24 protein-coding genes are annotated in these 24888 nt (G+C 55.5%); 9 read left to right on the top strand and 15 right to left on the bottom strand.

Annotated features, from left to right (window positions below):
• Positions 1 to 58 precede the first annotated feature (58 nt).
• Positions 59 to 190, bottom strand: a complete 132-nt coding sequence (locus tag JZ655_RS21485) for a hypothetical protein (RefSeq protein WP_281064307.1) — start codon at positions 188 to 190, stop codon at positions 59 to 61.
• Between the two features lie 558 nt (positions 191 to 748).
• Between JZ655_RS21485 and acnB the strand changes: the two genes are divergently transcribed.
• The gene (acnB, locus tag JZ655_RS03470; protein WP_046884969.1) at positions 749 to 3346 is read left to right on the top strand and encodes a bifunctional aconitate hydratase 2/2-methylisocitrate dehydratase; all 2598 of its coding nucleotides are present in this window, start codon (positions 749 to 751) and stop codon (positions 3344 to 3346) included.
• A 180-nt stretch (positions 3347 to 3526) separates the two neighbouring features.
• Positions 3527 to 3889 carry a protein YacL gene (gene yacL, locus JZ655_RS03475; RefSeq protein ID WP_040077132.1) on the top strand — a complete coding sequence of 121 codons (363 nt, stop codon included), beginning with the start codon at positions 3527 to 3529 and terminating at the stop codon, positions 3887 to 3889.
• Positions 3890 to 3920: 31 nt separating this feature from the next.
• Here the strand turns inward: yacL and speD are convergent, their stop codons facing one another.
• The 3 genes from speD to JZ655_RS03490 all read right to left on the bottom strand — a co-directional run bounded on the left by speD (position 3921) and on the right by JZ655_RS03490 (position 6040).
• Positions 3921 to 4715, bottom strand: a complete 795-nt coding sequence (speD, locus tag JZ655_RS03480) for an adenosylmethionine decarboxylase (protein WP_040077131.1) — start codon at positions 4713 to 4715, stop codon at positions 3921 to 3923.
• Position 4716: 1 nt separating this feature from the next.
• Positions 4717 to 5586, bottom strand: a complete 870-nt coding sequence (speE, locus tag JZ655_RS03485) for a polyamine aminopropyltransferase (RefSeq protein ID WP_046884968.1) — start codon at positions 5584 to 5586, stop codon at positions 4717 to 4719.
• Between the two features lie 106 nt (positions 5587 to 5692).
• On the bottom strand, positions 5693 to 6040 hold the full coding sequence (locus JZ655_RS03490) for a YacC family pilotin-like protein (RefSeq protein WP_040078596.1): 348 nt from the start codon (positions 6038 to 6040) through the stop codon (positions 5693 to 5695).
• A gap of 145 nt (positions 6041 to 6185) precedes the next feature.
• Between JZ655_RS03490 and cueO the strand changes: the two genes are divergently transcribed.
• The gene (gene cueO, locus JZ655_RS03495; protein ID WP_207293010.1) at positions 6186 to 7745 is read left to right on the top strand and encodes a multicopper oxidase CueO; all 1560 of its coding nucleotides are present in this window, start codon (positions 6186 to 6188) and stop codon (positions 7743 to 7745) included.
• Between the two features lie 91 nt (positions 7746 to 7836).
• On the opposite strand, the gene JZ655_RS03500 is transcribed toward cueO, so the two are convergent.
• Positions 7837 to 10227, bottom strand: a complete 2391-nt coding sequence (locus JZ655_RS03500) for a glucose/quinate/shikimate family membrane-bound PQQ-dependent dehydrogenase (protein WP_207293011.1) — start codon at positions 10225 to 10227, stop codon at positions 7837 to 7839.
• Positions 10228 to 10434: 207 nt separating this feature from the next.
• On the opposite strand from JZ655_RS03500, the gene hpt reads away from it, so the two are divergent.
• The gene (gene hpt / locus JZ655_RS03505) at positions 10435 to 10971 is read left to right on the top strand and encodes a hypoxanthine phosphoribosyltransferase (protein ID WP_046884965.1); all 537 of its coding nucleotides are present in this window, start codon (positions 10435 to 10437) and stop codon (positions 10969 to 10971) included.
• 66 nt (positions 10972 to 11037) lie between these two features.
• Here hpt and can read toward each other — a convergent pair whose 3' ends face one another.
• Positions 11038 to 11700, bottom strand: a complete 663-nt coding sequence (gene can, locus JZ655_RS03510) for a carbonate dehydratase (RefSeq protein WP_040077126.1) — start codon at positions 11698 to 11700, stop codon at positions 11038 to 11040.
• Between the two features lie 107 nt (positions 11701 to 11807).
• On the opposite strand from can, the gene JZ655_RS03515 reads away from it, so the two are divergent.
• From JZ655_RS03515 to JZ655_RS03530, 4 genes are all read left to right on the top strand, one after another.
• Positions 11808 to 12734: an ABC transporter ATP-binding protein gene (locus JZ655_RS03515; RefSeq protein WP_040077125.1), complete on the top strand. Its 927-nt coding sequence runs from the start codon at positions 11808 to 11810 to the stop codon at positions 12732 to 12734.
• A complete protein-coding gene (locus JZ655_RS03520; RefSeq protein WP_040077124.1) occupies positions 12731 to 13501 on the top strand; it encodes an ABC transporter permease in 771 nt (256 codons plus the stop codon). Before JZ655_RS03515 ends, JZ655_RS03520 begins: the two co-directional genes overlap by 4 nt.
• 113 nt (positions 13502 to 13614) lie before the next feature.
• On the top strand, positions 13615 to 14055 hold the full coding sequence (locus JZ655_RS03525; protein WP_207293012.1) for a PTS sugar transporter subunit IIA: 441 nt from the start codon (positions 13615 to 13617) through the stop codon (positions 14053 to 14055).
• A gap of 63 nt (positions 14056 to 14118) precedes the next feature.
• Complete coding sequence (locus JZ655_RS03530; RefSeq protein ID WP_207293013.1) at positions 14119 to 15366, top strand: polysaccharide deacetylase family protein; 1248 nt, start codon at positions 14119 to 14121, stop codon at positions 15364 to 15366.
• 3 nt (positions 15367 to 15369) lie between these two features.
• Here JZ655_RS03530 and panD read toward each other — a convergent pair whose 3' ends face one another.
• The 9 genes from panD to thpR all read right to left on the bottom strand — a co-directional run bounded on the left by panD (position 15370) and on the right by thpR (position 22385).
• Positions 15370 to 15750, bottom strand: coding sequence for an aspartate 1-decarboxylase (panD, locus tag JZ655_RS03535; protein ID WP_039030334.1), 381 nt, complete (start codon positions 15748 to 15750; stop codon positions 15370 to 15372).
• 86 nt (positions 15751 to 15836) lie between these two features.
• Positions 15837 to 16691 (bottom strand): pantoate--beta-alanine ligase, encoded by an 855-nt coding sequence (panC, locus tag JZ655_RS03540; protein ID WP_207293014.1) that lies wholly within the window; start codon positions 16689 to 16691, stop codon positions 15837 to 15839.
• An 11-nt stretch (positions 16692 to 16702) separates the two neighbouring features.
• Positions 16703 to 17494, bottom strand: coding sequence for a 3-methyl-2-oxobutanoate hydroxymethyltransferase (gene panB / locus JZ655_RS03545; RefSeq protein WP_040077119.1), 792 nt, complete (start codon positions 17492 to 17494; stop codon positions 16703 to 16705).
• A 122-nt stretch (positions 17495 to 17616) separates the two neighbouring features.
• Positions 17617 to 18096, bottom strand: coding sequence for a 2-amino-4-hydroxy-6-hydroxymethyldihydropteridine diphosphokinase (gene folK / locus JZ655_RS03550; RefSeq protein WP_207293015.1), 480 nt, complete (start codon positions 18094 to 18096; stop codon positions 17617 to 17619).
• Complete coding sequence (gene pcnB, locus JZ655_RS03555) at positions 18093 to 19490, bottom strand: polynucleotide adenylyltransferase PcnB (protein WP_207293808.1); 1398 nt, start codon at positions 19488 to 19490, stop codon at positions 18093 to 18095. Before pcnB ends, folK begins: the two co-directional genes overlap by 4 nt.
• 54 nt (positions 19491 to 19544) lie before the next feature.
• The gene (gene gluQRS, locus JZ655_RS03560; RefSeq protein WP_207293016.1) at positions 19545 to 20435 is read right to left on the bottom strand and encodes a tRNA glutamyl-Q(34) synthetase GluQRS; all 891 of its coding nucleotides are present in this window, start codon (positions 20433 to 20435) and stop codon (positions 19545 to 19547) included.
• Between the two features lie 71 nt (positions 20436 to 20506).
• Entirely contained in the window at positions 20507 to 20962 is a 456-nt protein-coding gene (gene dksA / locus JZ655_RS03565) for an RNA polymerase-binding protein DksA (RefSeq protein ID WP_012016093.1), read from the bottom strand.
• A gap of 175 nt (positions 20963 to 21137) precedes the next feature.
• Positions 21138 to 21842: a DNA/RNA nuclease SfsA gene (gene sfsA / locus JZ655_RS03570; RefSeq protein WP_207293017.1), complete on the bottom strand. Its 705-nt coding sequence runs from the start codon at positions 21840 to 21842 to the stop codon at positions 21138 to 21140.
• A gap of 12 nt (positions 21843 to 21854) precedes the next feature.
• Positions 21855 to 22385, bottom strand: coding sequence for an RNA 2',3'-cyclic phosphodiesterase (thpR, locus tag JZ655_RS03575; RefSeq protein WP_040077114.1), 531 nt, complete (start codon positions 22383 to 22385; stop codon positions 21855 to 21857).
• A 73-nt stretch (positions 22386 to 22458) separates the two neighbouring features.
• Here thpR and hrpB point away from each other — a divergent pair, with 73 nt between their 5' ends.
• A complete protein-coding gene (gene hrpB / locus JZ655_RS03580; protein ID WP_207293018.1) occupies positions 22459 to 24888 on the top strand; it encodes an ATP-dependent helicase HrpB in 2430 nt (809 codons plus the stop codon).

Below are 24888 nucleotides of genomic sequence, written 5' to 3' on the forward strand. Positions count from 1 at the left end.
TAATGAATGGCAGGGTTATAGGGAAAATCAGATGGCCGCTCTGGCGAGCGGCCAACAGCTAGTTGCCGAGGTTAACAACAAACAGCACCGTGATGTCGGATATGCTCCAGCCACCGTGCAGTGCGGTAAGCAGTAAACCGGTCACAACGATCAGCGCATAAATTCGCATCTCCATTGCGTGCGTTCCCATTCAGGCTACGCGGGTTCATTCTTCACCGGGAAAGGCAGAACCAGGCAAATTGGGGTTTTGCCACGTAGAGGAAGGAACTGCTCCCGGGCCCGGTGACTGGTTGCTACACCAGCGAAGCAGGCCGTGGAAAAGCGTAGTGGATTTAAAGGATGTGAAGAGGAGAAAAACAGCGTTTACATAGGGTTTCATCGAAAACGGGAAGGCGCCGCGCAGAATAAAAAAATCACCTTGCAAGTCGATATGAAGGGGAGCAATATTCTCTGCGTTGGGGTTTTGCCGCAAATCTGCCAGCCCGGTGTGCTACCACCCTAAGGCAACAAATTAACCGCTTTTAGGCGGTTTTTTTGTGCCCTGAACATACCCTCTCTCCCTGCTATACCATTCTTAACGATTCAGCAAAGTATTTAATGTTGCTTTTTTGTAAACAGATTAACACTGTGCAGAAATCCTGCTATGCTGCCCGACGCGGTATCGGGCATTTACCCTACAAACTGCTGTCTCACAGGAGCGTGAAGAGAACGCCGGCCGCATATGACAATGAGAGCGAGGAGAACCGTCGTGCTAGAAGAATACCGTAAGCACGTAGCAGAACGTGCCGCCGAGGGAATTGTACCCAAACCTTTAGATGCAACCCAAATGGCCGCGCTCGTCGAGCTGCTGAAGAATCCGCCTAAGGGCGAAGAAGAATTCCTGTTAGATCTGTTGATCAACCGTGTACCGCCTGGCGTAGATGAAGCTGCCTATGTCAAAGCCGGATTCCTTGCCGCCATTGCTAAAGGCGATGCGACCTCCCCCCTGGTTACTCCTGAAAAAGCGATTGAACTGCTCGGCACCATGCAGGGCGGCTATAACATTCATCCGCTGATTGATGCGCTGGATAACGACACGCTGGCACCGATTGCCGCGAAAGCGCTCTCTTCAACGCTGCTGATGTTCGATAACTTCTACGATGTGGAAGAGAAAGCGAAAGCGGGCAACGTCTACGCGAAGCAGGTGATGCAGTCCTGGGCCGATGCTGAATGGTTCCTGAACCGTCCTGCGCTGGCTGAAAAAATCACCGTTACCGTCTTCAAAGTGACCGGTGAAACTAACACCGATGACCTCTCTCCGGCACCGGATGCGTGGTCTCGCCCGGACATCCCTCTGCACGCCCTGGCGATGCTGAAAAACGCCCGTGAAGGTATCGAGCCGGATCAGCCTGGCAGCGTGGGCCCGATCAAGCAGATCGAAGCCCTGCAGCAGAAAGGTTTCCCGCTGGCCTACGTTGGTGACGTTGTGGGTACCGGTTCTTCCCGTAAATCGGCAACCAACTCCGTGCTGTGGTTCATGGGCGATGATATCCCGCATGTGCCGAACAAACGCGGCGGCGGTCTGTGCCTCGGTGGCAAAATTGCCCCTATCTTCTTTAACACCATGGAAGATGCGGGCGCGCTGCCAATCGAAGTGGATGTTTCTAACCTGAACATGGGCGACGTGATTGACGTTTACCCGTTCAAAGGCGAAGTGCGTAACCACGAAACCAACGAACTGCTGGCCAGCTTCGCGCTGAAAACCGACGTGCTGATTGACGAAGTCCGCGCCGGTGGCCGTATTCCGCTGATCATTGGCCGTGGCCTGACCACCAAAGCGCGTGAAGCGCTCGGTCTGCCGCACAGCGATGTGTTCCGTCAGGCGAAAGACGTGGCTGAAAGCAGCCGTGGTTTCTCTCTGGCGCAGAAAATGGTTGGCCGCGCGTGCGGCGTCGCGGGCGTCCGTCCGGGCGCGTACTGCGAACCGAAGATGACCTCTGTCGGTTCTCAGGATACCACCGGCCCAATGACCCGTGACGAACTGAAAGACCTGGCGTGCCTGGGCTTCTCTTCCGATCTGGTGATGCAGTCCTTCTGCCACACGGCGGCCTATCCGAAGCCGGTTGATGTGACCACGCACCACACGCTGCCAGACTTCATCATGAACCGTGGCGGCGTCTCTCTGCGTCCGGGCGATGGCGTTATCCACTCCTGGCTGAACCGCATGCTGTTGCCAGATACCGTGGGTACCGGCGGTGACTCCCACACCCGTTTCCCAATCGGGATCTCCTTCCCGGCGGGCTCCGGTCTGGTGGCCTTCGCCGCTGCGACCGGCGTTATGCCACTGGATATGCCGGAGTCCGTGCTCGTGCGCTTCAAAGGCAAAATGCAGCCGGGTATCACTCTGCGCGACCTGGTTCACGCCATCCCGCTGTACGCTATCAAACAGGGCCTGCTGACCGTTGAGAAGAAGGGCAAGAAAAACATCTTCTCTGGCCGTATCCTGGAGATCGAAGGTCTGCCGGATCTGAAAGTGGAGCAGGCGTTCGAACTGACCGATGCCTCCGCTGAGCGTTCTGCTGCAGGCTGTACCATCAAGCTGAACCAGGCGCCGATTGAAGAGTATCTGACCTCCAACATCGTCCTGCTGAAGTGGATGATTGCCGAAGGCTATGGCGATCGTCGTACCCTGGAGCGTCGTATTCAGGGCATGGAAAAATGGCTGGCGGATCCGCAGCTGCTGGAAGCTGACGCTGATGCAGAATACGCGGCCGTGATCGACATCGATCTGGCTGATATCAAAGAGCCGATCCTCTGTGCACCGAACGATCCGGACGATGCGCGTCCACTCTCTGCAGTGCAGGGCGAGAAGATCGACGAAGTGTTCATCGGTTCCTGTATGACCAACATCGGCCACTTCCGTGCTGCCGGTAAGCTGCTGGATACCCATAAAGGCCAGCTGCCAACCCGCCTGTGGGTGGCACCGCCAACCCGTATGGACGCGGCTCAGCTGACCGAAGAGGGCTACTATAGCGTGTTTGGTAAGAGCGGTGCGCGTATCGAAATCCCTGGCTGCTCCCTGTGCATGGGTAACCAGGCGCGCGTGGCGGACGGTGCGACGGTGGTCTCCACCTCTACCCGTAACTTCCCGAACCGTTTAGGTACCGGTGCAAACGTCTTCCTGGCCTCCGCGGAGCTGGCGGCGGTTGCGGCGCTGATTGGCAAGCTGCCAACGCCGGAAGAGTACCAGACCTTTGTGGCTCAGGTTGATAAGACGGCTGTTGATACCTATCGCTATCTGAACTTCGATCAGCTCTCTCAGTACACCGAGAAAGCGGACGGGGTTATCTTCCAGACGGCAGTATAAAAGCATCCCCTCACCCCCAGCCCCTCTCCCCGGAGGGGCGAGGGGAGCCCAGTTTCCTCTCCCCTCTGGGGAGAGGGTTGGGTGAGGGGATTTTTTATTTTCATTCCTTCCCGCCTCCACGCTTTTTTTCTTCCTCTCTGCTGCGATAATTACCCTAATGGCTTTGCAGAGGAAAACACCATGGATTACGAATTTCTGCGCGATATCACCGGTGTGGTGAAAGTGCGCATGTCGATGGGCCACGAAGTGGTCGGGCACTGGTTTAATGAAGAAGTGAAAGAGAACCTTGCCCTGCTGGATGAAGTGGAACAGGCGGCACGCACCGTGAAAGGCAGTGAGCGCTCATGGCAACGCGCCGGGCATGAATATACTCTGTGGATGGACGGCGAAGAGGTGATGGTTCGCGCTAATCAACTGGAGTTTTCCGGCGACGAAATGGAAGAGGGGATGAACTACTACGACGAAGAGAGCCTGTCGCTGTGCGGCGTAGAGGATTTCTTGCAGGTTGTGGCCGCTTACCGCGACTTTATGAAACAGAAATAATGGACCGGAGCATCCCTGCTCCCGGTGCCTTTTATACGGCCGGAATATTGCGGCCGTAATAAATCTCGCGCATCTCTTTCCAGAGCAGGTCGGTAATGACCTTACGCTCTTCTTCGCTTAAATCTTCCGGTTTGGTATGGAACATGTAGTGCTTAAGGTCGAAATCCTTTAGCAACATTTTGGTATGGAAGATATTTTCCTGGTAAACGTTCACGTCCACCATGTCGTACAGCGCTTTCATATCTTCGGACATGAAGTTCTGAATCGAGTTTATTTCATGATCGATAAAGTGCTTCATCCCGTTGATATCACGCGTAAAACCACGTACGCGATAATCGACGGTCACAATATCGGATTCAAGTTGATGAATCAGGTAATTCAGCGCTTTTAATGGTGAAATCACCCCGCAGGTCGAGACTTCAATATCTGCGCGGAACGTGCAAAGGCCGCCTTCAGGGTGGCTTTCCGGATAGGTATGTACGCAGATATGGCTTTTATCGAGGTGAGCCACCACCGTTTCAGGTAGCGGACCTGGGTGTTCAGTCTGGTCAATAAGCTTGGGATCGATCGGCTCTTCGCTGACCAGAATGGTCACGCTGGCGCCTTGCGGTTCATAATCCTGGCGTGCAACGTTCAGGATATTGGCGCCGATAATTGAGCAGGTTTCTGACAAGATTTCAGTCAGGCGGTTGGCGTTGTAGAGTTCATCGATATAGGCGATATAACCATCGCGCTCTTCCGCTGTCTTTGCATAGCAGATATCGTAGATACAAAAACTCAGGCTTTTGGTCAGGTTGTTAAAGCCATGCAGTTTAAGCTTTTTCAATTTAGCTCACCCCCTTAGATGTCAGTGCGTCTTTCAGATATTGTGGTAGTGCGAATGCTGCGGTATGAACCGCGGGATTATAGTAGCGGCAGGTCAGATTAGCCTGATGGAAGCGCGCCTGGATAATTTCAGTGGAGAGGTGGCGCAGGGCTTCGTTATCCGTGGCCCAGGCAAACGTCATCACGCCGCCGTAGTAGGTCGGAATCGCCGCCTGGTAGAAGCTCACATCGCTAAAGTAGTTGCTCAATTTGCGGTGGCTATCGAGGGCTTCGTCCTGCTGCAGGAAGCAGACGCCATTCTGGGCAACAAAGATGCCGCCCGGTTTCAGGCAGCGCTTGCAGCCCTCATAAAATGCTGAGGTAAACAGGCTCTCACCGGGGCCGATAGGGTCGGTACAGTCGGAGATGATCACGTCAAAGGTCTGCGTGGTCTGATTAACAAAGTTAACCCCATCATCGATGACAAGGTTAAACCGCGGATCGTCGTAGCTGCCCGCGTTGTGGTTGGGTAAATACTGGCGACAGAAGGAGACCACGCCGGCATCAATTTCCACCATGGTGATGCTTTCAATCGACTTATGACGCGAGACTTCACGCAGCATCGCGCCGTCGCCGCCGCCGATGATCAGAACATGTTTGGCGTGGCCGTGAGCCAACAGCGGGACGTGGGTCATCATTTCGTGATAGATGAATTCATCACGTTCGGTGGTTTGTACAACGCCATCCAGCGCCATCACGCGGCCAAAAGCCGTGTTCTCGAAGATAATCAGATCCTGATGATCGGTCTTTTCATGATACAGCACGTTATCAACGGCAAAGTACTGCCCAAAGTGATCGTGCAGCGTTTCATGCCACAGCGCATTTTTGGTCATTGGTGATACCTCCTTTGTTAACACCCGAGAAAACCAGGCGCAACATCATAGCTAACAACCCCGGGGGTTGCACGGCCATAATTTCAACAAGGAGGCGTCAGAAAGGTTACTTTACGTAGGCAAGAAGACTCAACGAGTCGCGGGCCAGCGCTTTGCATTTTTTCGCGGTAGGAATGCCGATGCCGCTGAGATCGCGGTAGCTATCTTCACCGAGCGCCTTCATGTCAAAGCTATCGTAGTTGCTGAGATCCCACTGGTTTTGCTGGGCAAAAAAGACTAAAGCACGACGAATCTGTCCGTTGGGTAAATTCTGGTAGCCGCAATCGTTTTTCAGAAACACAAACACTGCCGTCAGATCCGCCATATCTTCGGCTTCATTTTCACTCAGCGCATAGCTATTTGCGCAACTAATCATAAGGCTGCTGAACAGAATTGTGCGGAAAAACGTCTTCATTGCTTCTACCAATACGTCACGGAAATTCAACGTTAGCACACTTCCCGCCGGTGCGACGATCTTTATTCTGTCTGCACTTATTGACCTTCCGCTAAGGGGAGGGTTTATGCTCTGATACCCGTCTGCTGGAATTAAGGAAATGAACATGCAACGCCGTGATTTTTTAAAATATTCTGCTGCGCTGGGTGTCGCCAGCGCGCTTCCGATCTGGAGTCGTGCGGTATTTGCCGCCGACAGGCCCGCTTTGCCTATCCCTGACTTAATCGCTCCCGATGCACGAAATCAAATCCGTCTGGTCGTCCAGCAGGGGAAAACCACCTTTGGCCCACATCAGGCCACCACATGGGGCTATAACGGTAATCTGCTCGGCCCGGCTCTCCAGCTGCGCCAGGGTAAAGCTGTTACCGTTAATATTCACAATACCCTCGCTCAGGAGACCACGCTTCACTGGCACGGACTGGAGGTGCCCGGCGAGGTGGATGGTGGGCCGCAGGGGGTTATCAAACCAGGCGGTCAGCGCACGGTCTCTTTTACGCCGCAACAGCGTGCGGCAACCTGCTGGTTTCACCCCCATCAGCACGGCAAAACCGGCCATCAGGTGGCGATGGGATTAGCCGGGCTGGTGCTGATTGAAGACGATGAAAGCCGATTGCTGCGTCTGCCGAAGCAGTGGGGCATTGATGATGTGCCAGTGATTGTGCAGGACAAGAAGTTTACCGCCGACGGGCAGATCGATTATCAGCTCGACGTGATGAGCGCAGCCGTAGGCTGGTTTGGCGACACGCTGTTAACCAACGGTGCGGTTTATCCTCAGCACAGCGCACCCAAAGGCTGGCTGCGTCTGCGCCTGCTCAACGGGTGTAACGCCCGCTCCCTCAACTTTGCTACCAGCGACAAGCGCCCGCTGTATGTGGTGGCGAGCGACGGCGGTCTGCTGCCGGAGCCGGTTAAGGTAAGCGAGCTGCCGATGCTGATGGGCGAGCGCTTTGAGGTGTTGGTGGATATCAGCGACGGTAAGGCATTTGACCTGGTGACCCTGCCGGTCAGCCAGATGGGGATGGCCGTTGCGCCATTTGATAAGCCGCATCCGGTATTGCGCGTCCAGCCGCTCCTGGTGGCGGCCTCCGGCACGCTACCCGATAAACTGGCTAGCCTGCCGGCGTTACCCGCTCTGGAGGGGCTTACAGAGCGTAAGCTGCACCTTTCGATGGACCCGATGCTCGATATGATGGGCATGCAGGCCCTGATGAAGCGCTATGGCCATCAGGCAATGTCCGGTATGCAGCACGGGCAGATGGAAGGCCATATGAATATGGATCACGGCAAGATGGGCGGCATGAACCACGGCGGGCATGGATTCGATTTGCACAATGCCAATATGATCAACGGCAAAGCTTTCGATATGAACACCCCGATGTTCGCGGCGACCAAAGGGCAGTATGAACGCTGGTTCATCTCCGGCGAGGGGGACATGATGCTGCACCCGTTCCACATCCACGGTACCCAGTTCCGCATTCTCTCGGAAAACGGCAACGCGCCTGCCGCGCATCGTTCAGGCTGGAAAGATACCGTGAAGGTAGAAGGGGGCGTGAGCGAGGTGCTGGTGAAGTTTGATCACGATGCACCGAAGGCGTTTGCTTATATGGCGCACTGTCATCTGCTGGAACATGAAGATACGGGAATGATGCTGGGGTTCACGGTTTAGCTCTGAGCTGACTGATGCCCTCACCCTGGCCCTCTCCCATGGGGAGAGGGGACAAACACTAAAAACGGCAACCGAGGTTGCCGTTTTGCTTTTACTTTGTGTCGTCCGGCAGAGCATAAGCAACAATGTAGTCGCCCATCTTCGTACCAAACGAACCGTGACCACCTGCAGAGATGACAACATACTGCTTGCCATTCACTTCATAGGTCATCGGCGTGGCTTGTCCACCCGCTGGCAGACGGCCTTGCCACAGCTTCTCACCGTTGGTCATGTTGTACGCACGCAGGTAGTTATCTGCGGTTGCGGCAATGAACAGCACGTTACCGGCGGTAGAGATTGGGCCACCCAGCATTGGCATACCCATATTGAACGGCACAGGAACCGGCATCGGGAACGGCATGCTGTCCTGCGGCGTACCAATACGTTTTTTCCAGACAACCTGATTGGTTTTCAGATCCAGCGCAGAGATGTAACCCCAGGCAGGCTGTTTACACGGCAGGCCAAACGGAGAGAGGAACGGGTTCAGCGTCACGCCATACGGCACGCCATACTGCGGCTGAATACCGGCTTCGGTACCGCTGCCTTTCGCATCTTTCGGCTGCTCCATTGGGTTGCCCGGGCCGCGCGGAATCAGTTTCGAGACAAACGGCAGCGCCATCGGGTTAGCAATTGCCACCTGACGGTTAGGGTCAACGGAGATCCCGCCCCATTCAAACATCCCCAGGTTACCCGGGAAGACCAGCGTGCCCTGTTCAGACGGCGGAGTGAAGATACCTTCATAGCGCAGCTGATGGAACATCACGCGGCACACCAGCTGGTCAAACATGGTGGCACCCCACATGTCTGCACCGCTGAGGTCTTTCTTCGGACGGAAGCTCAGGTCAGAGAACGGCTGCGTTTTGCTGACGTAGTCGCCTTTGGCTGCGCCCTGTGGAACCGGTTTTTCCGGAGCAGGGACGACCAGCTTACCGTTGCTGCGATCCAGCACGAAGATGTTGCCGGTTTTCGCCGGAGCGTAGATCACCGGAACGGTTTTACCGTTAACGGTAATGTCCGCCAGCGTCGGCTGGGACGGCATATCCATATCCCACAGATCGTGGTGAACGGTCTGATAGCTCCACGCCAGCTTACCGGTGGTCGCGTTCAGCGCCACGATGGCGCTCGCGTAGCGCTCTTGCTCCGGCGTACGATTGCCGCCCCAGATATCCGGCGTGGACACGCCCATTGGCAGGTAGACCAGGTCCAGCTTCGCGTCATACGCGGCAGGGGCCCAGGAGTTTGGCGAGTTAAAGGTAAAGGTGTGTTCGTCTGATGGGATCGCGTTTGGATCTTTCGCGCCCGGGTCGAAGGCCCACAGCAGTTTACCGGTATTCACGTCAAAACCACGGATAACGCCCGAGGTTTCGCGGGTAGAGAAGTTATCCGTTACCGAACCGGCAATCACGATGGTTTTATCGGTGATGATTGGTGGAGAGGTCGGCTCATACAGACCCGGCGTGGTATCCGGCATGTTGGTCTGCAGATTCAGGATACCCTTGTTAGCGAAGGTTTCGCACAGCTTGCCCGTTTCGGCGTTGATGGCAAACAGACGACCATCGTTGACCGGCAGCATAATGCGGCGCGGACAGTCGGCAATGACTTCCGGGCTGGCATTATCGGCACGCGCTTCGTGGTAAGAGACACCGCGGCAGGTAACGTGCTGGAACGACGGGTTGGAGTTCAGCTGTGGATCGAAGTGCCATTTCTCTTTACCGGTGGCCGCGTCGAGCGCGAACAGACGCTGGTGCGCCGTACACAGGTAGAGCATGTTGCCCACTTTGATTGGCGTCACTTCGTTGGTCAGCTCGCCCGGATCGTTAGGCATTTTCAGGTCGCCAGTACGGAAGACCCAGGCTTCTTTCAGATCTTTAACGTTATCGGCGTTGATCTGTTTTAACGGAGAGTAACGCTGACCTTCCTGGTTACGCCCGTAGGCCGGCCAGTCGCCATCAGCCACCTGCGAAATCGCTGCGGCAGGCGTCGATTCGCTGCTCAGGGTGCCTTTGACTTCCTGCGGATCGTTAAAACCCGCCCATGTCAGGATGCCACCGCTGATTAACAGCGCCACGACCAGCGCCGCAACGGCACCGCTGGACGGCACCCAAAGACGGCGCCAGACGAATGGCAGGATCAGCCAGATGCCAAAGAAGACCAGGATGTCACTGCGCGGGGTCAGTGCCCAGAAATCGAAACCGACTTCCCAGACGCCCCAAATCATTGTTGCAAGGAGCAGGGCGGCATACAGCCACAGTGCTGATTGCTTTCTACGCCACAGCAGGACGGTGACGCCAACCATAACCAGACCCGCGATCGGGTAGTACCAGGAGCCGCCAATTGCGACCAGCCAGACGCCACCGATTAACAGATACAGCGCGCAGAAAGCTGCGAACACCGCCGTTAATGTCACCAGTAGACGGGGCTGTTGAGATTTTGTTTCAGCCATAGAAAATGTACTCGTCAGTTTTGTTAATTATTTGCTAGCAATTAATTATAGGTATTAACAAGTGTGATCGGAATCACAAATTTTGCTTTTTATATCTCATGCGCCAGGGCTATCCATTTGCTGTTATAATGGCCCGCTTGTGAATCGATGACGGACGCAGGTTCATCCGCATTGAGAGATGTGTTTTACAATCAAACGGTTAGTAATATGAAACATACTGTTGAAGTGATGATCCCGGAAGCGGAGATCAAAGCGCGTATCGCCGAGCTGGGCCGTGAAATTACCGCGCATTATAAAGACAGCGGTTCTGATATGGTGCTGGTGGGGCTGTTACGCGGTTCCTTCATGTTTATGGCCGACCTGTGCCGTGAAGTCCAGGTATCCCATGAAGTCGATTTTATGACCGCCTCCAGCTATGGCAGCGGCATGTCGACAACCCGCGATGTGAAAATCCTCAAAGATCTGGATGAGGATATTCGCGGTAAAGATGTACTGATCGTTGAGGACATCATCGACTCTGGCAACACGCTCTCCAAAGTGCGCGAAATCCTGAGCCTGCGTGGGCCGAAATCCCTCGCCATCTGTACCCTGCTGGATAAACCGACCCGTCGTGAAGTGGACGTGCCGGTAGAGTATATCGGTTTCTCTATCCCGGATGAGTTCGTTGTGGGCTACGGTATCGACTACGCTCAGCGTTATCGCCATCTGCCTTACATCGGCAAAGTGGTGCTACTGGACGAGTGATCGGCTGGATGAGATCCGTAAGAGACAAACGGCAACACTGAGGTTGCCGTTTTGTTTTTCGGGCGCTTACTTGTGATTAACGTGCTTCTGTCTCAGGTTGGCAATCCCGGAACGATAGCGTTGCTCCAGCGTCTCGCGGTTGGTGGCGGTCACTTCCAGATTGCGCAGCAAGCCATCATGAATTCCGTACGCCAGGCCGTGAATGGTCACCTTTTGCCCGCGCTTCCACGCTGACTGCATGATTGTTGAGTGGCCCAGGTTGTACACCTGCTCCATGACGTTGAGTTCACACAGGGTATCGAGGCGGCGCTCCTGCGGCATTTCTCCCAGCAGTGAGCTATGTTTGAACCAGATATCGCGGATGTGCAGCAGCCAGTTGTCAATCAGCCCCAGTTCCGTGTTTTCAACCGCCGCCTGAACGCCGCCGCAGCCGTAGTGGCCACAGATAATGATATGTTCGACTTCCAGAACATCGACGGCATATTGCACGACAGAGAGACAGTTAAGGTCGGTATGGATGACCAGGTTGGCGACGTTACGGTGGACAAAAAGTTCGCCGGGTTCAAGGCCGGTGAGCCGCTCAGCAGGAACGCGGCTGTCAGAACACCCTATCCATAAAAAGCGCGGTTTCTGCGCCTGCGCCAGCGTTTCGAAAAAGCCGGGATCCTCTTCCACCAGCATTTTTGACCATAGTGCATTATTGCTGATGAGTGTATCTATGTCTTTCATGGCGGTTAACGGCCTGTAACCAAGTGAGTGCGTTGCGCTAATATAGGGCAACGTGATTTTTTTTAAAACCACACTCGATGTGAAAGAACTTAAGGTAAGTCTAATCCATGACGATTGCACTGGAGCTTGAACAGCTTAAGAAAACCTATCCCGGCGGCGTTCAGGCGCTCCGTGGTATAGATCTGAAGGTGGAGGCCGGTGATTTTTACGCGCTTCTGGGGCCTAACGGGGCAGGAAAATCCACCACTATCGGCATTATCAGCTCACTGGTTAATAAAACCTCTGGCCGGGTCAGCGTCTTCGGCTACGACCTGGAAAAAGATGTCGTCAATGCCAAGCGTCAACTGGGGTTGGTGCCGCAGGAGTTCAACTTCAACCCGTTCGAGACCGTACAGCAGATCGTCGTAAACCAGGCGGGCTATTACGGGGTTGAGCGCAAAGATGCCGTTGAGCGTAGCGAAAAATACCTGAAACAGCTCGACCTGTGGGAAAAGCGCAATGAGCGTGCACGGATGCTCTCCGGCGGTATGAAGCGCCGTCTGATGATTGCCCGTGCGCTGATGCACGAGCCAAAGCTGCTGATACTTGATGAACCGACCGCGGGTGTCGATATCGAGCTGCGTCGTTCCATGTGGGGGTTCCTGAAAGATCTGAACGACAAAGGCACCACCATTATTCTGACAACTCACTACCTCGAAGAGGCGGAGATGCTGTGCCGTAATATCGGCATCATTCAGCATGGCGAGCTGGTGGAAAACACCTCCATGAAAAATCTGCTCTCAAAGCTGAAGTCAGAGACCTTTATTCTCGATCTGGCGGCGAAAAGCGCGCTGCCGAAGCTGGAAGGCTATCAATACCGGCTGGTGGATACGTCCACGCTTGAAGTGGAAGTTCTGCGTGAGCAGGGAATTAATAGCGTATTTAGTCAACTGAGTGCTCAGGGAATTCAGGTGTTGAGTATGCGTAACAAAGCCAACCGACTGGAAGAGCTGTTCGTCTCGCTGGTCCATCAGAAACAAGGAGAAAGCGCATGATGCAGCTTTACTGGGTGGCGCTGAAGAGTATCTGGGCCAAAGAGATCAATCGCTTTATGCGTATCTGGATCCAGACGCTGGTGCCGCCGGTGATCACCATGACCCTCTATTTCATCATCTTCGGCAATCTGATTGGGTCGCGAATTGGTGAGATGCACGGCTTTACTTACATGCAGTTCATCGTGCCAGGTTTGATTATGATGGCGGTGATCACCAACGCCTACGCCAACGTGGCATCGTCGTTCTTCAGCGCCAAGTTCCAGCGCAACATTGAAGAGTTGCTGGTGGCACCGGTACCGACGCATGTGATCATCGCCGGTTACGTAGGGGGCGGGGTAGCGCGTGGCTTGTGCGTAGGGGTATTGGTAACAGCAATTTCACTGTTCTTTGTGCCGTTCCAGGTACACTCCTGGCTGTTTGTCGGGCTGACGCTGCTGTTAACGGCAGTACTCTTCTCGCTGGCAGGCCTGCTCAATGCTGTCTTTGCGAAAACCTTTGATGATATCAGCCTGATCCCCACGTTCGTGCTGACGCCGCTGACCTACCTCGGCGGGGTATTCTACTCGCTGACGCTGCTGCCGCCGTTCTGGCAGGCGCTGTCACACCTGAACCCCATCGTCTACATGATTAGCGGTTTCCGTTTCGGTTTCCTTGGCATCTCTGATGTGCCGTTGGTGACGACAGTGGGCGTGCTGGCGATCTTTATCGTGGCGTTTTATCTGCTCTGCTACACCCTGATTCAACGGGGACGCGGCCTGCGTACCTAACCTTCCTGCCCGGCGGCGCCCGCCGCCGGGTCATGAGATACGGTTTTTTGACGGTCATCACCCCTGCAAATCCCGGCTCCCGCTACACTACGCCTCTGCAAAAGGAGAATTGTATGCTGGGTTGGGTAATCACATGCCATGATGAACAAGGGCAGGCGCTCCTGGATCAACTGACGGCCAGCTTTGGACCGCTGGTACAGTGCCAGGTGGTCAACTTCTGGCGTGGTCTGAGCACTAACATGCTGAGCCGCATGATGTGCGATGCGCTACACCATACCGACAGCGGAGAGGGTGTCATCTTCCTGACCGATATCACCGGCGCCGCGCCGTATCGCGCAGCGGCACTGCTCAGCCATAAACACCGCAACTGTGAAGTGATCACCGGGATCAGCTATCCGCTTCTGGAGGCGATGTATCCACTGCGTGAATCCCTGGACAGTGCGACCTTTCGCGATCGCATCGTGGCCCAGGGTGCGCCGCTTGTTAGCAGCCTCTGGCATCAGCAGCAAAAAAATCCCCCCTTTGTCCTGCTAAACGACCCGTACAAACATTAATCATTGGTATCAGCGTCGCTTTTGTTACAATGACGCCAGTTTTTAGCTCCCGATTAAGCTCTTATGTTCTCGCGAATTGTTCTTCTGTTATTGCTGCTGCTCTCAGGTGGCGCGACCGCCAGCCTGTTAAGCCAGCAAGGGCTTCCCACCCGCTATATGCAAACCACCGAAGATGCGGCGATTTGGGCGCAGGTCGGCAACGGGGTGATTAACGTCGGCAATATTCGCGCCGGACAGATTCTGGCCGTCGTGCCTACCGCGGCCGATTACTTTGAATTCCGCTTTGGCTTCGGCACCGGTTTTATTGATAAAGGCCATCTGGAAGAGGTGCAGGGGAAGCAGCGCGTAGAAGACAGCCTCGGCGATCTGAATAAACCCCTCAGTAATCAGAATCTGATCACCTGGAAAGACACCCCGGTTTATAATGCGCCAAATGCCGGCAGCGCCCCCTTTGGCACTCTGGCAAATAACCTGCGTTATCCCATTCAGAGCAAGCTGAAAGATCGTTTAAACCAGACCTGGTTCCAGATTCGTATCGGTAATCGCCTCGCGTGGGTCAGTAGCCTGGATGCGCAGGAAGATAACGGCCTGCCGGTACTCACTTATCACCACATTTTGCGTGATGAAGAGAACACCCGTTTTCGCCATACCTCCACCACGACCAGCGTACGTGCGTTTAATAACCAGATGGCGTGGCTGCGCGATCAGGGCTACACCACGCTGAACCTCTATCAGTTGGAAGGGTATGTCCGTAACAAGATTAACCTGCCCGCGAAGGCAGTAGTGATTACGTTTGACGACGGTTTAAAATCGGTGAGTCGCTATGCTTACCCCATTCTGAAAGCGTACGGGTTCAACGCCACCGCGTTTATTATCTCGTCGCGTATTAAACGCCATCCGCAGAAGTGGGATCCCAAAGCGCTGCAGTTTATGAGCCTCTCCGAGCTACGTGAAATTCAGTCGGTGTTTGATTTCCAGTCACATACCCATTTTCTGCATCGGGTAGATGGCTATCATCATCCGATTCTGCTGAGCCGCAGTTACCATAATATTGTGATGGACTTTAAACACTCACGGCGGGCACTGGCGCAGTTCAACCCGCACGTGCTGTACCTCTCGTATCCGTTTGGTGGTTATAACGATAAAGCGGTGAAGGCGGCGAACGACGCCGGTTTTCATCTGGCGGTGACAACGGTGAAAGGGAAGGTGAAGCCGGGGGATAATCCGTTTTTACTCAAACGGTTATATATTCTCAGGACGGACTCTCTGGAGACGATGTCGCGGCTGATCAGCAATCAGCCGCAGGGGTAATACTCAGGCAACCTGGACCGGGATGGCCTTCGCGGTACGTTTCATTTCGTTGTCGCCTTCGAAATAGGCGACTTTTGGCTGCCAGCGGCGCGCTTCTTCATCGGACATCATGACAAAGCTGGCGATAATGACAATATCACCGACGTTAGCGCAGTGCGCAGCGGCACCGTTAACGGAGATGATTTTAGACCCCCGTTCAGCCGCAATGGCATAGGTGGAGAAACGGTTGCCGTTGCTCACGTTCCAGATATCAATGGCTTCGTTTTCAAGAATACCCGCCGCGTCGAGAAAATCCTGATCGATCGCGCAGGAGCCTTCATAGTGCAGGTCGGCCTGGGTGACTTTGACACGGTGCAGCTTACCTTGCAGCATTTTGCGAATCATTACGTTTACCTTTACTCTCTGTCGTAACCCGCCGATCAATAAGCGGGAGGGGTAACTAATCCGTTAGCTCTCTATCGGCTCAGCCATTACTGAGCCAGTTCAACTACTGTGTTATCAATCAGCCGCGCCTGACCCAGCCAGGCGGCAACCAGAATGACTGCGCGTTTGCTGGTTGTCGAAAGCGCCAACAGCGTATCGGCATCCCGAATCTGGATATCATCCGCGCGAAAGCCCTTGTCATTCAATGCCTGCTCAGCGATGGCAATAATCTCTTCGCTGCTCAATGCTTTTTGCTGCAGCTGCTCGACCATGTCGCTCATAACTTTATACAGACCCGGTGCCAGTTTGCGCTGGTCTGCGGTGAGGTAACCATTGCGTGAACTCAGGGCCAGGCCATCTTTCGCGCGCACAATTGGCACGCCGACAATCTCGATGTCGTAACCCAGATCCTCAACCATCTTGCGAATCAGCGCCAGCTGCTGGAAATCTTTCTCACCAAAGCAGGCGATATCCGGCTGGACCAGATTGAATAGCTTACTGACGACGGTAGAGACCCCGCGGAAGTGGCCAGGGCGGCTGGCACCTTCGAGCATTGTGGAGATGCCAGGGACGTCGACGTAGGTGGTCTCCTCGGTCCCTTTCGGCCAGACTTCGTTCGGTGCCGGGGCGAAGACCAAATCAACGTGACGCTTATTCAGCTTCTCGCAATCCTCCTGCAACGTACGCGGATACCGCGCCAGGTCGTCGACGCGGTCAAACTGCATCGGGTTCACGAAGATACTCACCACCACCACATCGGCGCGGGCTTTGGCTTCGTCTACCAGCTTCATATGCCCGTCGTGCAGGTTGCCCATTGTAGGCACCAGCGCGATACGTTTACCTTCCTGACGCAGACGACGGATGTGCTGACGGAGCAGCGGCAGGGTTTCAATGATTAGCACAACGAGACTCCTTAATGGAAACTGTGTTCTTCAGCCGGGTAAACACCGGATTCAACCTCGGTAATATACTGCCTGACTGCGGCGCGCATGTCGCCCGCTTCACTGAGGAAATTCTTTGCAAATTTTGGAATGTGACCGCCGGTAATACCGAAGGCGTCGTGCATCACCAGGATCTGGCCGTCGGTCACATTGCCCGCGCCAATCCCGATAACGGGGATAGAGAGCGCATCGGTAATACGTTTCGCCAGTTCAACCGGCACGCATTCAAGTACCAGCAGCTGTGCGCCCGCGGCTTCGATGGCCTTCGCGTCGTCGAACAACGTCTGGGCTGCGTCGCCGCGCCCCTGCACTTTATAGCCGCCAAAGATATTGACCGACTGCGGCGTAAGCCCCAGATGACCACAGACAGGTACGGCACGGTCGGTGAGCATTTTGATGGTATCGATAAGCCAGGCACCACCTTCAATTTTGACCATATTCGCCCCGGCACGCATCACGGTTGCTGCGTTTTCAAAGGCCTGCTCCGGCGTCGCATAAGCCATAAACGGCAGGTCAGAGAGCAGCAAGCAAGCCGGAGCACCACGGCGCACGGCGCGTGTGTGATAAGCAATATCTTCAACCGTTACCGGCAGAGTTGAATCATGTCCCTGGACCGTCATCCCTAACGAATCGCCCACCAGCATGACGTTGATGCCCTCTTCGGCGAAGAGTTTGGCGAAGCTGTAGTCATAGGCGGTGATGGTCGCGAAGCGCTGCTTTTCCTGTTTGCATTTCTGCAATGCGGAGATGGTGGTTGGTTTCATACTGTTTCCTGATAGCCCAAAGCAAATCTTTGCGCATTCTAACAGTAAGATTCGGGGGAACAATGATTTTAGCTAAGCGATTAACCATAAATTATCTATGGTTAATCGACGAAGAAAGACGGCTACCAGCGTGCCGGTTTTTCGGCGTTCAGCCGTTGCAGCAGGGCGGTAAGGGACTCACCGTCCGGAAAGGTTAACTGCGGGGCGATTTCAGCCAGCGGCCAGAGCATAAACCCGCGATTTTTCATATCGTAATGCGGCACGGTCAGGCGTTCGGTGGCGATCACCGCATCCCCAAACAGCATGATATCAAGATCCAGGGAGCGGGGTCCCCAGCGTTCGGCTTTACGCACGCGGCCTTGCTGTAACTCAATGCGCTGGGTGTGGTCGAGCAACGCGTCGGGGCTGAGCGCGGTCTCCAGCGCAACAGCGGCATTGAGGTAATCGGGCTGATCCTGCGGGCCAAGCGGAGGTGTACGGTAGAAAGCGGAAAGGGCGACAATACGACTTTGCGGGATGTCGCCCAGCGCCTGAACGGCAGCATTAACCTGCTCCAGCGGAGAGGCCAGATTGCTGCCGATAGCGATATACGCCAGGGTCATGCTGCCCCTTCGCGACGCGGAGCACGCTTACGCGGACGGCGATGACGGCGGCGGGGTTCCGGATCGTCACCCAGGTCGGTCAACATATCTTTCTGCTCCGGCGGCGCAGAGACCTGAAACTCACCCCACCACTGCGCCAGACGCTGCAGCTCGTGGTTATTCTCAGCCTCGGCACGCAGGGCCAGCAGATCGTAAGCCGCGCGGAATTTTGGATGTTCCATCAGCTTCCAGGCGCGTTTACCCTGGCGGCGTGACATACGCAGCTGGAGCTGCCAGATATCACGGATAAGGGTGGTAATGCGTTTTGGAATGGCCAGCGAACGGCAGGCTTCGTCCAGCACGTCGTTCGTTGCCAGCGCAAAGGCGTCGTAATAGGCGAGACCGCTCTCCTGCGCAATTTTCTGCGCCGTTTCCAGCAACGGATACCAGAACATCGCCGCAAAGAGGAAGGCCGGGTTAACGCGCATATCGCTGTGAATGCGGGTGTCGGTATTCTTCAGCACCTGATTGATGATGCGCTCCATGGCGCTATCACCCTGCTCGGTGAAGTTGCGGGTAATGATCGGGAACAGCGGCTGGAACAGGCTGTATTCACGCAGCAGCTTATAGGTTTCGAAGCCGTAGCCTGCCTGCAGCAGTTTCAATGCCTCTTCAAACAGACGTGCCGGCGGCACATCGTTGATAAGCGTCGCCAGACGTGGGATCGGCTCGGCGGTTTCCGGGCTGATACGCATTCCGAGCTTAGCGGCGAAACGTACCGCGCGCAGCATGCGCACCGGATCTTCTCGATAGCGGGTTTCAGGATTGCCGATCAGGCGAATCATTCCCTCTTTCAGATCCTGCATACCGCCGACGTAATCGCGAACGGTAAAGTCCGCCACGCTGTAGTAAAGGCTGTTGATGGTAAAGTCGCGGCGCTGGGCATCTTCTTCGATATTGCCGAAGATATTGTCACGCAGCAGCATACCGTTCTGGCCGCGCTGGGAGGTCGTGCGGTCAGTTGGCGTGCCTTCGTGGTGCCCACGGAAAGTGGCGACTTCAATGATTTCTGGCCCAAACATAACGTGGGCGAGACGGAAGCGACGACCTACCAGCCGGCAGTTACGGAATAATTTACGCACCTGCTCCGGCGTGGCACTGGTGGTCACGTCGAAATCTTTTGGTTTTTTGCCAAGCAGCAGATCGCGCACGCCACCCCCTACGAGATAAGCTTCGTAACCCGCTTTATTCAGGCGATAAAGTACCTTGAGGGCATTTTCACTGATATCTTTGCGGGAAATAGCATGCTGCTCGCGCGGAATAACCGACATAGAGTGTTGAGCAATGACGTCGTCCGCCATGCTCTCATCGCGGCTTAGCACCTTACGGCAAAAATTAGCGACTCGGGTAAAAATAGTGCACCTCGGTAGTGTGTGTGTCAGGCTTCAGGACAAAAAAATAGCGGCTAATCATAGCTCAGCGAGACGCGTTTGAGAATGCTGGATTTTCGGCACGCTATTTAGCGTCCAGCCTGCAATGGCTTTTTGCAGCAATTCTTCGGTTCGCAAATCCTGCCACTCATGTGTTACATCCTGGTTGAGAAATTGTAAAGCATTGATAAGCACAGGGCGAGGATCGCCTTTCGGCAATGCCGGGGCATGGTTCTGCTTTGATAACTTTAACCCTTCGCGATTCAATGCTAACGGCAGATGGACATAATCAGGGATCGCCCAGCCGAACTGCTGATAGAGCGAAATCTGGCGCACGGTGGGTTCAATCAGATCGGCACCGCGCACAATTTCCGTCACCCCCTGGAAATGATCATCGACCACCACCGCCAGGTTATAAGCAAACAACCCGTCACGACGATGTACGATAAAATCTTCGCGCGCCAGCCGCGCGTCTGCGTGGATTTCGCCAAGCAGACCATCATGAAACTGGGTCACAGGGTGGTGCTGCATTAATCGAACGGCAGCGTTTTCGGGGCCATTATTCAGGGTACGACAATGGCCATCATACACGCCGCCCACGCTCTGAATACGGGCGCGGGTGCAGGTGCAATAGTATGAAAAACCTTGCTCGCGTAGCCAGGCCAGGCGTTCACGGTAGGCTTCATGGCGCTGAGATTGCCAAAGGATGTCGCCATCCCAGTGCAGGCCGTAATGTTCCAGCTGACGCAGAATGGTCTCTGCCGCACCGGGAACTTCACGCGGGGGGTCGATATCTTCAATACGCACACGCCAGATACCGCGGCGGGCTCGCGCTTGCAGATAGCTGCCGAGGGCAGCGATAAGGGAACCGAAATGCAGCTCACCCGAAGGCGAGGGGGCAAAGCGGCCAATATAGTCAGATTCAGGCATGGTACCGGGAGACTAAAAGTAACAAGGCGGGAGAGACTCCCGCCTTTGTGAACGTGCTGACAGAGCGGGGATTAACCCGCCATCTGTTTTTCGCGGATCTCTGCCAGTGTTTTGCAGTCGATGCACAGGTCGGCTGTAGGACGCGCTTCCAGACGACGAATGCCGATTTCGACACCACAGGATTCGCAAAAGCCGAAATCTTCGTCTTCGACTTTTTTCAGCGTTTTCTCGATCTTTTTAATCAGTTTGCGTTCGCGGTCACGGTTACGCAGCTCGAGGCTGAACTCTTCTTCCTGAGCGGCACGGTCTACCGGATCCGGGAAGTTTGCAGCTTCGTCCTGCATATGTGTAACGGTGCGATCCACTTCATCCCTAAGTTGATTACGCCATGCTTCAAGGATTCGCTTGAAGTGCGACAGCTGGGCTTCGTTCATATACTCTTCGCCCGGCTTCTCTTGATACGGCTCCACCCCAGCGATGGCGAGAATACTCAGGGACGATGTTTTACGGTTTTGCCCTTCTTGCATGTTGCTTCTCCTTAACACGCACTATCGATCCCCGGTTGGGGGAAAAATCAGGCCGCTATAAATAGCAGATGCTTTTCCGGATGGCAATTATCTAAACGTAACACTTGACAAGCCTGTGAGGAAAAGCGTATTTGCGCACACGACCAGAATACTTAATAGTCAATCGACTAGCCCCTTAAAACGTAACGGGAAGAGCCGATCTCAGAGTCATATTATCGGCAGAAAGTTCCGCTTTATAAGCGAAAACCTCCACCCCCTGCTTTTGTGCCTCATTCAACAGTTGCGCGTATTTGGGGTCAATATGGCGGGCAGGTGAAAATCGTTCAATTGCTGAGTGTAAAACCGCAAACAGCAACACGGCGCGTTTGCCCGCCGCCGCTACACTTATCAACTCCCGGAGATGCTTTTGACCGCGCAGGGTCACCGCGTCCGGAAAATAGCCGTTATCTTGGTCAGCTAACGTCACTGATTTCACTTCAATATAGCACTCGGGGCGATCCTCTGCCTGTAACATAAAGTCAATTCTGCTGCCCTCTGCGCCATACTTCACTTCACTTTTGATGCTGCTGTAGCCACCCAGTTCGGCAAGCATATCAAGGGCGATCGCCTCTTTTACCAGCTGGTTTGCCCGTAGCGTATTGACGCATATAAACGCCCCCTGCGTGGTTTGGGTAATTTCCCAGGTATGCGGATATTTGCGTTTGGCATTAAGCGAGGTGGAGTACCAGACGGTATCGCCCGGCGTGGCGCAACCGGTCATCGCGCCGGTATTCGGGCAGTGCAGGGTGAGGGTCTCCCCCTCGGGCGTGACCACATCGGCAAGAAAGCGTTTGTAGCGCTGAACCAGGGTAGCGGGTTGTAAGGCCGGGATAAACTGCATGTAAATTCCTTATTACTCGTTCAGCGTCCAGCGCTGAAGCGGCGTATAGCGGGTGCGCCCGCGGGCGAACACGCTCTCATAAAGTACGAAATCTGTGACCGGAAAGTGCCAGGAAAACCCCGGCGGCGGAATGGCTACCGCGTGGCTGGCATCGCGCAGCAGAGTGATATGCGGATGAAATGGCTGGGGGCTTTGATAACAGCCGCTGCGTGCAGCCTGCGCCCGCAGCATACTGGCGAGTTGCAATAAACCGCGCGGCGGCTGGCGAGTGCCCAGCCAGACGACGCGGGAACGCAGCCACTGTCCGGCATCGTCAAGCTGCAGGGTAAACCCCGGCTGGCGAATACGACCCGCCATGGCTGCCAGCGCCTGCCGCTTTTCATCGCTCACCTCGCCGAGGAAAGCCAGCGTCAAGTGCAGATTCGCTGCCTGCACCGGACGTCCTGCCTCAGGTACGAAGTTCTCGGCGCGCCAGCGCACAATCTTACGCTGCAGCGGGGCGGGCAGTTCAATGGCGAAAAAAAGCCTTTTCGTCTCAGACATTCGGGGTGCTCGGTTATGGTTTGAGGCGATGCTACAATGTACGCCCGCTAATGTTAACCCTCTGGAGCCAAACGTGTCCTCGTTGCCGGTCGCCGCAGTCCTTCCTGAACTTCTCACCGCCTTACAACACGCGCCGCAGATATTGCTCAATGCCCCTACTGGCGCAGGTAAGTCGACGTGGCTACCGCTGCAAATCCTCAACCAGGGTCTCATTCCGGGCAAAATCATACTGCTGGAGCCAAGACGGCTCGCTGCCCGTAACGTGGCGCAACGTCTGGCCGAACTTTTGGGCGAGAAGCCGGGCGAGACGGTAGGTTATCGAATGCGCGCCGAAAGTTGCGTCAGTGACGTCACCCGGCTGGAGGTGGTGACCGAAGGGATCCTCACCCGTATGCTGCAGCAGGATCCTGAGCTGACGGGCATCGGTCTGGTGATCCTTGACGAGTATCACGAACGCAGCCTGCAGGCCGATCTGGCGCTGGCACTGCTGCTGGATGTGCAGCAGGGGCTGCGCGACGATCTGAAATTGTTAATCATGTCGGCGACGCTGGATAACGATCGTCTGCAACGGCTATTACCGGATGCGCCAGTTATCACTTCTGAAGGACGCACCTTTCCGGTGGAACGCCGCTATCAGGCGCTTTCCGCGCAACTGCGCTTCGACGAGGCCGTCGCCGTTGCCACCGCGGAGCTGCTGCGTCAGGAGAGCGGGTCCGTGTTGCTATTTTTGCCCGGCACCCGAGAGATTCAGCGCGTGCAGGAACATCTCGCCTCCCGGGTGGGAAGCGATGTGCTGCTTTGTCCACTCTACGGCGCCTTAACGCTCGCCGAGCAGCGTAAAGCGATCCTGCCGCCTGCGCAGGGGATGCGTAAAGTGGTGCTGGCCACCAATATTGCCGAAACCAGTCTGACCATTGAAGGGATCCGTCTGGTGGTCGACACCGCCCAGGAGCGCGTAGCTCAGTTCGATCCGCGCACCGGGCTAACGAAGCTTATCACCCAGCGTGTCAGTCAGGCGTCGATGACCCAGCGCGCAGGCCGCGCCGGTCGTCTGGAGCCGGGCATCTGTCTGCATCTGATCCCATTTGAGCAGGCAGAACGCGCGGCGGCGCAAGCCACGCCGGAGATCCTGCAAAGCGATCTGAGTGGCCTGCTGCTGGAGCTATTGCAGTGGGGGTGTCAGGATCCGACCCAGCTCTGCTGGCTGGATCACCCCCCAGCCGTCAACCTGCTTGCCGCACGGCGCTTGCTTACCCAGCTTGGGGCGCTGGCCGGCGAGCGGCTCACCGCCTTTGGCCAGAAAATGGCGGCGCTGGGCAATGACCCGCGGCTGGCTGCAATGCTGGCTGGCGCAAAGGGCGACGATGAAATCGCCACGGCGGCGAAACTGGCGGCTATTCTTGAGGAGCCACCGCGTGGAGGGAATAGCGATCTGGCGCTGGCATTTTCGCGCCATCAGCCAGGCTGGCAGCAGCGCGCTAAAACGCTGATGAAGCGTTTGAACAGTAACGGCGGATCGCCCGATGCTGCCAGGATCCCGGCGCTGCTGGCCAGGGCCTTTCCGGATCGCCTGGCGCGGCGTCGCGGGCTGGAAGGCCGTTACCAGCTGGCGAATGGCATGGGGGCGATGTTGGATCGTGATGACGGGTTAACGCGGCATGAGTGGCTCATTGCGCCACTCTTATTACAGGGCAGCCAGTCCCCAGACGCCCGCATCCTGCAGGCCGTTGCCGTAGATATCGAGGCGCTGGTCAGCCGCTGCCCGCAGCTGGTTGAGCAGTCCGATACCATTGAGTGGGACGAGACACAGGGCACGCTAAAAGCGCTGCGTCGGGCGCAAATCGGCCGCCTGACCCTGAGCGTAAAGCCGCTGGCTAAACCTTCTGAAGAGGAGTTGCACCAGGCGATGCTGAACGGCATCCGCGATAAGGGGCTGGAAGTATTGACCTGGAGTCCGCAGGCCGAACAATTTCGTCTTCGTCTGCTGTGTGCGGCTCGCTGGCTGCCCGAATATGACTGGCCTGCCGTAGATGATGCCTCGCTGCTGGCCAACCTCGAAAACTGGTTACTGCCGCAAATGGGTGGCGTACACTCTTTGCGCGCCCTGAAAGCGCTGGATGTTAAGGCAGCGTTACAGAATCTGACCGACTGGTCATTACGTCAACGGCTGGATACTGAGCTGCCAGAGCATTACACTGTGCCAACCGGAAGCCGGATAGCCATTCGTTATCATGAAGATAATCCACCCGTGCTGGCCGTGCGAATGCAGGAGATGTTCGGTGAAGCCACTACCCCGGCAATTGCGCAGGGGCGTGTCCCGCTGGTACTGGAGCTGCTTTCACCGGCGCAGCGTCCGCTGCAGATCACCCGCGATCTGAGCGCATTCTGGGCAGGAAGCTACCGTGAGGTGCAAAAAGAGATGAAGGGGCGTTACCCTAAACATGTCTGGCCGGACGATCCGGCGAACGCGGCACCGACACGACGGACGAAGAAATATTCGTAG

Origin of the sequence: Leclercia pneumoniae (assembly GCF_017348915.1) — a bacterium.
Lineage (GTDB): Bacteria > Pseudomonadota > Gammaproteobacteria > Enterobacterales > Enterobacteriaceae > Enterobacter > Enterobacter pneumoniae.